5 protein-coding genes are annotated in these 5,058 nt (G+C 59.5%); 2 read left to right on the top strand and 3 right to left on the bottom strand.

Annotated features, from left to right (window positions below; genetic code table 11):
* From ACIREA_RS26515 to ACIREA_RS26505, 3 genes are all read right to left on the bottom strand, one after another.
* On the bottom strand, positions 1-1,186 hold a 1,186-nt coding region (locus ACIREA_RS26515), incomplete at its 3' end, for a fused MFS/spermidine synthase (protein ID WP_397385336.1).
* A gap of 4 nt (positions 1,187-1,190) precedes the next feature.
* Positions 1,191-2,033: a sugar phosphate isomerase/epimerase family protein gene (locus ACIREA_RS26510; protein WP_397385335.1), complete on the bottom strand. Its 843-nt coding sequence runs from the start codon at positions 2,031-2,033 to the stop codon at positions 1,191-1,193.
* 52 nt (positions 2,034-2,085) lie between these two features.
* The gene (locus tag ACIREA_RS26505; protein WP_397385334.1) at positions 2,086-3,327 is read right to left on the bottom strand and encodes an RsmB/NOP family class I SAM-dependent RNA methyltransferase; all 1,242 of its coding nucleotides are present in this window, start codon (positions 3,325-3,327) and stop codon (positions 2,086-2,088) included.
* A 138-nt stretch (positions 3,328-3,465) separates the two neighbouring features.
* Here ACIREA_RS26505 and ACIREA_RS26500 point away from each other — a divergent pair, with 138 nt between their 5' ends.
* Both ACIREA_RS26500 and ACIREA_RS26495 read left to right on the top strand, forming a co-directional pair.
* On the top strand, positions 3,466-4,632 hold the full coding sequence (locus ACIREA_RS26500) for a pyridoxal phosphate-dependent aminotransferase (protein WP_397385333.1): 1,167 nt from the start codon (positions 3,466-3,468) through the stop codon (positions 4,630-4,632).
* Positions 4,633-4,690: 58 nt separating this feature from the next.
* The coding region (locus tag ACIREA_RS26495; RefSeq protein ID WP_397385332.1) for a PLP-dependent cysteine synthase family protein at positions 4,691-5,058 on the top strand (368 nt) is incomplete at its 3' end.

Raw genomic sequence — 5,058 nt, 5'->3', positions numbered from 1 at the left:
CAGCCCAGAGCCACGAAACGAGCAGTAATGCCACGCTGAGCATCTGCATGCTCATCCATTCCATGAATAGAAACCCGGTGAGCAGGCTGCCGGTTCCGGAGCCGATGATGTTGGCTAGATAGAGCCAGGACAGGCGGCTCCCGGTTTCTTTGTTGGGCGGAATCGCCGCCTGGCAGAGCAGTGGGAAAGTGACTCCCAGCAATGTGCCTGCTGCTATCACGAGGTAGAACCCATATTCCCAATAGGCCTGCGTCGCCATGATGGCCGTGAGCGGCGCAATCATGAAAGCACCCACACTCGACAGAAGAACCCAGCGCCCAAACTTGAGCCGCAGGTCACGGGTTTGTTTCAGAGTCCGGGGACTGAACAGCGAACCGAGCGCGAGGCCGAGGAGATAGCTGCCAAGCATGTAGCCGAACACAGGGGCTTTGGAGGCACTGGCAAAGTTGAAGACCCGTGACCAGATAATCTCCCAGGAGAGCGCCAGAAAGCCGGAAAACGCAGACCAAAGCAAGGCGGTGCGGAAAGGAATCTCGCATCCCGGATTGGCCACAAATGCCTTTGCATCGTCAGCAGACTCTACGGCGGGTTTTCTCAAGACGAGCAGCACAATGAGAGCGGCGGCGGCATTCAAACAGGCGGCGATGCGCGTGGTGCCGCTCATGCCGAACCTGCCGAGCAGCCAGTGTGCGGCGATGAAGGCTCCGAGCGCAGCACCGAGCGTGTTCACAAAGTAGAGGCGGCTTACGCTTTGGCCCACATGCGCCGTATCGCGCACCTGATGCGCTACAAGTAGCGGCAGCGTGGCCCCCATGAGCAAAGTGGGCAGAAACACCAGCAGGAAGACGAGCGCGCCGGTGGTGAGGCCGTGTGACTGCACGGAAGTCAGCGCACCGACTGCGTCGAACAACTTCAACGAGATGAGGCCATAAGCACCCACGCCCAGCTCTGCGAGTCCAAACAGCAGCACGAGCGGCGCGCGCGTCGATTTGGAAATCCAGCCGCCTGCGATGCTGCCAATGCCGAGTCCGGCGAGAAAGGCAGCCACGACCATCGCCACGGATTCGACGTTGCTGCCGTAGATCGTCAGCAACGCACGCTGCCAGACGAGCTGGTAGATCAGCGCTGAAATACCCGACAGGATGAAAACGCCATGCAGGATGATGGCGTGGAGGCGGCGTGACATGTGATCACTCGAAGCCGTTGGCGCGCAGGAAAGTCAGGCTGTTGGGAATCTGCTCCAGCGAAGAAGGGGATTCGTCTTCGATGAAATAATGCTGCACACCATTCTTGCGGGCGGCGGCAAAGATGGCTTTCCAGTCCATCTGGCCGGTGCCGAGGGTGACGTCGTTGGCCACGTCGGTCTTGCCGGTGAGGAAGCCGGTGGCGACGCCTTTCTTCAGGTCCTTGAGATGCATGAGCTTCCAGCGGCCGCTGTACTTATTCAGCAGCTTCACCGGGTCCTGGCCGGGGAAGATGATCCACAGGATGTCCATCTGCATGGAGACGAATTCGGGCTTGGTCTCCTTAAGGAAGAGATCGAGCAGGGTGCCGTCGCCGTAGGGCTCGAATTCGAAGCCGTGGGCGTGGTAAAACATCGTGATGCCTTCCTTGGCCAGCGCTTCACCGGCTTTGTTGAAAACGGCGATGGCATCGCGGCACTCGGCTTCGTCGAAGCTGTCTTTGTGGTCGATCCATGCGCAGCCGGCATACTTGAGGCCGAGGGTCTTTGCTTCCTTCACCACGTTGTCGAGATCGTTCTTGTAGCGTGCGTAGGGGAAGTGGCTGCTGACGGCTTTGAGGCCGCGTTGCTCCAGCTCGGCTTTGAACTGTTCGGCGGTGAGATCGTAGGTGCCGGCGAGTTCAACCTCCTTGAGGCCAAACTCCTTCACGCGGTCAAGCGTCCATGGCACACCACGCAGCTTGAACTGGCTGCGCAGACTGTAGAGCTGCAAACCGGCAGCATTTGGGGCATCGGCGGCGAAGACTTGTGCTGTGAGCGCAAGGGCGAGGAAAAGGGACGTGAATTTCATGAGCGAGGTGAGGATTCTTGTTGAAGGGCGGGGAAAATGTCACGCACGAATTTTACACACGCCGGATCGCGGCAGCGAAAGCTCCATCCATCTGATCGTCCGGCGGGAAGCTGTGGCGGAGTTTGACGGGTTCGAAGCCGGGGGTGGCTTCCAGGACGCTGGCGACGAGCAGTTCGTTTTCAGCAGGCTCGATGCTGCACGTGCTATAAACAAGGACGCCGCCCGGTTTGAGGACGCGGAGGCAGTTTTTGAGCAGTTGCGTTTGGGTTTCCACCTGTGCGGTGATGTCTTCGGGCGTTAAACGCCAGCGTACGTCCACACGGCGGCGCATGACGCCGGTGTTTGAGCAGGGGACGTCGAGCAGGATGCGATCAAAGCCGGCCTTGGCAAAGTCGGGGATCTGCGGGTCCGCCCAGTCGTGCTGCTCGATTTGGGTGTTGGCGACATGGAGCCGGTGAAGATTGCCCTCCAAACGGCGCAGGCGGCCCGGGGCGACATCGCAGGCGATGATCTCGCCGGTATTTTCCATGAGCTGGGCGAGCAAGGCGGTTTTGCCACCGGGTGCCGCACAGGCATCCAGCACGCGCTGGCCCTGCTGTGGGGCGAGCAGGCGCGGAGCGATGGCAGTGCTGGGATCCTGCATGTACACCCTGCCCACGCTCAAATCTTCACGCGGCAGGTGGTCGCAGACGATGAAGTCTTCCGTCGTCTCGGTCATCTGCGGGTAGAGGCGGTTGATGCGGGCGCAGATCGGGGCAGGGACTTGATTCCACTCGCAGAGGGCGGTCGTTTTGGCTTCGCCAAAGAGGCCGAGCCAGTGCTCGATGAGCCATTTCGGGTGCGAGGTGCGAGTTTCCAGCGGCAGCGTGGCTGTCATGGCCAGCAGTTCTTCGGATTCGCGGCAGGCACGGCGCAGGACGGCATTGATCAGGCTCCGTGCACGGCCGGTGGCGGCCACGGTTTCATTCACCGCGGCGTATTCTGAAACTTTGAGGATCAATACCTGGCACAGGCCGATGCGCAGGCCCCAGCGGCTGCGGTGGTCGAGGTGCTTGTCCTCGGTGATCACGGCGATCCAGTGGTCGAGCAGGGAAAGATTGCGCAGTGTGGTAAGGACAATGTCACGCAAAAAGGCGGCGTCGGGCAGGCTAAGGAAGTTGTCGCGCTGGATGTGGTCCATCAAATCGGCGGCAAAACGCTCCCCTCCGGACCATTCCCCCAAAACATCCAGTGCCATGCCTCGGATGGGGACGGCGGGCTGACGGGAAGGGGAAGGCGGGCGTGGTTGACTCATGGGCTTTACGACTAAGGCGGTGTGGCGCTGGACACAAGCCGCCCTTTGTCTGCGGTGGGAGGAATGATTGACAAACTTCCCGCCCCCGCCTTTATAGATGGCCCCCCGCCTTTTTCACCCGCCCAACCACACCTGACCATGGATTTTATCGCCAAGAACATCGCCGAAGTAGCTCCTTCAATGACCCTGTCTATCACCAGCCAGGCGAAGGCGTTGAAGAAGCAGGGAGTGGACGTGCTGAACTTCGGAGCCGGTGAACCCGACTTCGACACGCCTGCACCGATCATCGCCGCCGCCATCGAAGCTCTGAACACCGGCAAAACCCGCTACACCGAAAGCGCCGGCATCCTCGAACTGCGTGAAGCCATCGCTGCAAAGCTGCTGGTTGATAACAACGTGCAGTATGAAGCCTCCCAGATCAGCGTGAACTGCGGTGCCAAGCACTCCTGCTACAACGCCATCCTTGCCTGTGTGAATCCAGGGGACGAAGTGATCATTCCTGCTCCTTACTGGACGAGCTACCCAGAAATGGTGCGTATCGTCGGCGGCATCCCGGTGATCGTCGAAACGAAGCGTGAAAACGGCTGGAAGCTCACTCCGGATGAGTTCGAGGACGCCATGTCCCCGATGACGAAGATGATCATCCTGAACACCCCCGGCAATCCGACCGGTTCCATCTATACCCGCGAAGAACTCACCGCACTGGCCGATATCGCCGTGGGCGAAGGCATCGTCATCCTCTCCGACGAAATCTATGAGAAGCTGGTCTATGGCGGCAATGAGCACATCAGCATCGCCTCCCTGAGCAAGGATATCTACGACCACACCATCACCATCAACGGCTTCTCCAAGGCCTATGCGATGACCGGCTGGCGTCTGGGTTACACCGCCGCTCCGAAGAAAATCGCTGAATCCATCGACACCATCCAGAGCCACACCACCAGCAATCCGACCAGCTTTGCCCAGTATGGTGCACTGGCCGCCCTGCAGATGGACCAGCAGATCGTCAGCGACATGCGCGATGAGTTCGATGTGCGCCGTCAGTATATGCTGGGCCGCTTGAACAACATCAAGAACGTCCGTGTGGTCGAGCCAATGGGCGCCTTCTACTTCCTGGTCGACATCGAGCCGACGCAGATCAAGAGCGTGAACTTCTGTGAAAAGCTGCTCAGCAAGCAGAAGGTCGCCATCGTTCCCGGCGTCGCCTTTGGTGCCGAGCACACCGTGCGTTTCAGCTACGCTACTGGACTGGACGTGATCAACGCCGGCATGGACCGCTTCGAAGAGTTCTGCAATCAGCACTAATCCCGCACCGTTGCTATAAACGGCCAGCCTCGTCTTCTACTGCTAACCTCCAAACATCATGGGCATCTACAACAACATCGTCGAAACCGTCGGCAAAACACCGCTGGTGAAGCTCAACAAAGTCACCGCCGGTCTCAACGCCACGATCGCTTTGAAGTGTGAATTCTTCAATCCGCTCGGCAGCGTGAAGGATCGTATCGGTGCCGCCATGATCGAGGACGCAGAGAAGCGTGGGATTTTGAAGCCTGACACCGTCATCATCGAACCCACCAGCGGCAACACCGGCATTGCGCTGGCTTTTGTCGCCGCTGCGAAGGGCTACAGCCTGATTTTGACGATGCCTGAGACGATGTCCTTGGAGCGCCGCACGCTGCTCGCTCTTCTGGGTGCCGAACTCGTGCTCACGCCTGGTGCGCAGGGCATGAA

The sequence above is a fragment of the Prosthecobacter sp. genome, from assembly GCF_044373815.1.
Lineage (GTDB): Bacteria > Verrucomicrobiota > Verrucomicrobiia > Verrucomicrobiales > Verrucomicrobiaceae > Prosthecobacter.
Note: the sequence above shows the minus strand (reverse complement) of the source record. Positions and strands in the feature narration are given on the sequence as shown.